The sequence below is a fragment of the Halomonas sp. 707D4 genome (assembly GCF_024158685.1).
Classification (GTDB): Bacteria; Pseudomonadota; Gammaproteobacteria; order Pseudomonadales; family Halomonadaceae; genus Vreelandella.
Genome location: NZ_JAMZBD010000284.1, coordinates 1 through 4182, shown reverse-complemented (window position 1 = coordinate 4182; position 4182 = coordinate 1). Strand labels below are relative to the sequence as shown.

4 protein-coding genes are annotated in these 4182 nt (G+C 63.4%); 2 read left to right on the top strand and 2 right to left on the bottom strand.

The window, feature by feature from the left end; genetic code table 11:
• Together tsf and rpsB are read right to left on the bottom strand one after the other, a co-directional pair.
• On the bottom strand, nucleotides 1-286 hold a 286-nt coding region (tsf, locus tag BIS11_RS12100; RefSeq protein ID WP_253586115.1), incomplete at its 3' end, for a translation elongation factor Ts.
• A 187-nt stretch (nucleotides 287-473) separates the two neighbouring features.
• Complete coding sequence (gene rpsB, locus BIS11_RS12095) at nucleotides 474-1220, bottom strand: 30S ribosomal protein S2 (RefSeq protein WP_253420679.1); 747 nt, start codon at nucleotides 1218-1220, stop codon at nucleotides 474-476.
• 329 nt (nucleotides 1221-1549) lie between these two features.
• On the opposite strand from rpsB, the gene map reads away from it, so the two are divergent.
• Together map and glnD are read left to right on the top strand one after the other, a co-directional pair.
• Nucleotides 1550-2338, top strand: coding sequence for a type I methionyl aminopeptidase (gene map, locus BIS11_RS12090; protein ID WP_253420681.1), 789 nt, complete (start codon nucleotides 1550-1552; stop codon nucleotides 2336-2338).
• On the top strand, nucleotides 2338-4182 hold a 1845-nt coding region (gene glnD, locus BIS11_RS12085), incomplete at its 3' end, for a [protein-PII] uridylyltransferase (RefSeq protein ID WP_253586113.1). The genes map and glnD, both read left to right, overlap by 1 nt.

Here is a 4182-nt window from a genome sequence, read left to right as displayed (position 1 = left end):
TGGCGAAGTTGATGAAGTTGTCGTCACGGGCAACGAAGTCGGTTTCGGAGTTGATCTCGACCATCACACCGAAGCTGCCGTCTTCGGCCACGCGAGTGACCACGGTGCCTTCGGCGGCGGTACGACCGGCTTTCTTGGCCGCCTTGAGACCCGAGCTCTTGCGCAGGTTCTCGATCGCGACATCGATGTCACCATCGGCTTCGGTCAGTGCCTTCTTGCACTCCATCATGCCAAGGCCGGTACGTTCGCGCAGTTCTTTAACCTGCGAGGCGCTGATAGCTGCCATGAGAATTCACCTCTGAAAGGATGCTTGAGAGTTAAACACGCTACACGCTAGCAGGGCTTTGTGACCCTTTCGCGGAAGCGCGGCGCCGGTTTCAAGCCCGGCGTGAATCTGCCCGCCAAGCGGGAAAAAGGGGGCCGGGGCCCCCTTAACGCGATGCGGCGCGACTGCCGCCGCACCCGTCGACGCCTTACTCGGCGGCGGCGTCGGCGGAAGCCTGCTCGTCGGTCACTTCGACGAACTCGTCCGGACGACCTTCCTTGGCACGACCACACGCGTCGGCGATCGCCTTCACGTAGATCTGGATCGCGCGGATGGAGTCGTCGTTACCCGGAATGACGTAGTCCACGCCATCGGGGTTGGAGTTGGTGTCGACCACGCCGATGACCGGGATGCCCAGCTTGTTGGCTTCGTTGATCGCGATACGCTCGTGGTCAACGTCGATCACGAACAGCGCGTCCGGCAGGCCGCCCATGTTCTTGATACCGCCGATGGAGCGCTCGAGCTTTTCCTGCTCGCGCGTGGCCATCAGGACTTCTTTCTTGGTCAGCTTCTCGAACGTACCGTCTTCGCGCATGGTTTCAAGATCGCGCAGACGCTTGATGGACTGGCGAATGGTCTTGAAGTTGGTCAGCATGCCGCCCAGCCAGCGATGGTTGACGAACGGCTGGTTGACGCGATTGGCTTCTTCTTTGATGATCTTGCTGGCGCTGCGCTTGGTACCAACGAACAGAATCTTGTTGTTGGACGACGCCATCTTCTCGACCACGTCGATCGCTTCGTTCAGCGCCGGCAGGGTGTGCTCGAGGTTGATGATGTGGATCTTGTTGCGCGCGCCGAAGATGAACTTGCTCATCTTCGGGTTCCAGTACTTGGTCTGGTGACCGAAGTGGGCGCCCGCTTTGAGCAGGTCACGCATGTTGACGTGTTGTGCCATGGTAAAACTCCTGAAACTCGGGTTAGGCCTCCACGCACCCCATGGATCCGACCGGTGGACTCAGCGCCATCGAGGCACCTTGCGAGACCAGCGGCACCCGGGACCATGTGCCGGTGCATGTGTGTTTTCAAGGCTTGCAGTTCGGCGCCGCCTCTAGCGACGCCCTCAAGTGAGCCTCACTGCCTTCTTTATTCCGCCGGGGCAGGATCGAAGATTGCAGGAAAGCGCGCGGCTTTATACCATAGATCATTGCCAAGATGAAGCCGCACCCGCCGAGTTTGGGCCACTTTGCGGCTTCACGCCGATTCAACACGCCATATCGAGACTTCATGAACGTTCCCATCAAGACAGCGGAAGAAATCGAGAAGATGCGCGAAGCCGGTCGCCAGGCGGCGGCGGTTTTCGAGATGATCACCCCCTTCGTGACCGCCGGCGTCAGCACCGGCGAGATCGACAAGCGCTGTCACGACTTCATCGTCAACGAGCTCGGCTCGGTCCCCGCCACGCTCGGCTACCACGGCTACACCCACTCCTCCTGCACCTCGATCAACCACGTGGTGTGTCATGGCTTCCCGGACTTCGACAAGACCCTGAAGAACGGCGACATCATGAACCTCGACATCACCGTGAAGACGCCGGACGGCTACCACGGCGACTCCAGCATGATGTTCGTCATCGGCGAGACCATCCAGGGCGAGCGGCTCTGCCGCGTGACCCAGGAGTGTCTCTACAAGAGCATTGCCGAGGTCAAGCCCGGCGTTCGCCTCTCGGCCCTCGCCCGGGTGATCCAGAAGCACGCCGAAGGCCACGGCTACTCGGTGGTGCGCGACTTCTGCGGCCACGGCATCGGTGCGGACTTCCACGAGGACCCGCAGTTTCTGCACTACGACGGCTACGCCCCCTCCGCCGACATCGCCCTCGAGCCCGGCATGTGCTTCACCATCGAACCGATGATCAACGTGGGCGGCTACAAGACCAAGGTGCTGCGCGATGGCTGGACCGCAGTGACCAAGGACAAGAGCCTCTCCGCCCAGTGGGAGCACACGCTGCTGGTCACCGAGACCGGCGTCGAGGTGCTGACCGCGCGCAGCGACGAAGACTTCAGCTTCTTGAACTGATGCTTCTCCACCACCACCGGTTCGAGCCGGACACCACGCTTTTCGACCTCGCGGCGTTTCGCGCGGAACTCGCAGGCTCGCGCTCCCCCATCGCGCCGTTCAAGGCCGCGCTCAGGGAGATCCAGGCGCGGCTCGACGAGCGCTTTCGCGCCGGCGCCGACATTCGCGATCTGGTGCGCGGGCGCGCCTGGTATCTCGACCAGCTTCTGGCCATCGCCTGGGAGCGGCACGCCTGGCCGGACGACGGGATCGCCCTGATCGCCGTCGGCGGGTACGGGCGCGGCGAGCTGCACCCGCACTCCGACGTCGACCTTCTGCTGCTGCTGGAGCAGGACGACGACAGCGCCTACCGCGAGCCGCTCACCGCCTTCGTCACCTTCCTGTGGGACATCGGCCTCGAGATCGGCCACAGCGTGCGCTCTCTGGATGACTGCGAGCGCGAGGCGAACGCCGACGTCACGGTGATCACCAACCTGCTCGAATCGCGCCTGATCAGCGGGCCAGAGCGGCTTCGCGACGCCATGCGCGAAAGGCTCTCGCCGGAGCACGTCTGGCCGGCGGATCGCTTCTTCGAGGCCAAGTGGCAAGAGCAGATCAGCCGCCACTACCGCTACAACAACTCCGAGTATCACCTCGAGCCGAACTTGAAAAGCTCGCCGGGCGGGCTTCGCGACATCCAGATGATCGGCTGGGTGGCCAAGCGCCACTTCGACACCGAGCAGTACGTCGACATCGTCGCCCGCGGCTTCATGAACGACGCCGAGCTTCGAATCCTGAGCCAGGGCCAGGCGTTTCTGTGGCAGGTGCGCTATGCGCTGCACATGCTCACCGACCGCGCCGAGGATCGCCTGCTGTTCGATCATCAGCGCACCATCGCCGGGATGTTCGGCTTCAAGGACACCCCTGAGCGCCTCGCCGTCGAGCAGTTCATGAAGCGCTACTACCGCCACGTGACGGCACTCGCCGGGCTCAACGACATGCTGCTCCAGCACTTCGACGAGGTGATCCTGCGCGCGCGCGAGAAGCTCGAGACGGTCAGGCTCAACGAGCGCTTCGAGACCAAGGGCGGCTACATCCAGGTGCGCTCGCGAACGCTGTTTCGCGACCACCCCGAGGCGATGCTCGAGCTGTTTCTGCTGATGGCCCGGCACCCCGAGATCGAGGGCGTGCGCGCCGACACCATCCGGCTGATTCGCGATCACCGCCACCAGATCGACGACCATTACCGGGAAGATCCGCGCCACCAGCGCCTGTTCATGGCGATCCTGCGCGCGCCGGGCAACGTGCCGCGCCAGCTCAGACGCATGAACCGCTACGGCATCCTCGGCAAGTACCTGCCGGAGTTCGGCCGCGCAGTGGGGCTGATGCAGCACGACCTGTTCCATATCTACACCGTCGATGCCCACACCCTGCGCCTGCTCAAGTTCCTGCACGGGTTCCGAAAGCCCGAGGCGCGCGCGGATTTCCCGGTCGCGGCCACGCTGATCCACCAGTTGCCCCGGCTCGATCTTTTGTGGATCGCCGGCCTCTTCCACGACATCGGCAAGGGCCGCGGCGGCGATCACTCGGAGATCGGCGCGCTCGACGTCGAGCAGTTCTGCCGCCGCCACCACGTCTCCCAGCACGACACCAACCTGGTGAAGTGGCTGGTGGAGCACCACCTCTTGATGTCGATGACCGCGCAGAAACGCGACATCAGCGACCCGGACGTGATTCGCGACTTCGCCCGCGTGGTGCGCAACGACACCCGGCTGGATTATCTTTACGTGCTCACCGTGGCGGACATCAACGCCACCAACCCGACGCTGTGGAACGGCTGGCGAGCCTCGCTTTTGCGCCAGCTC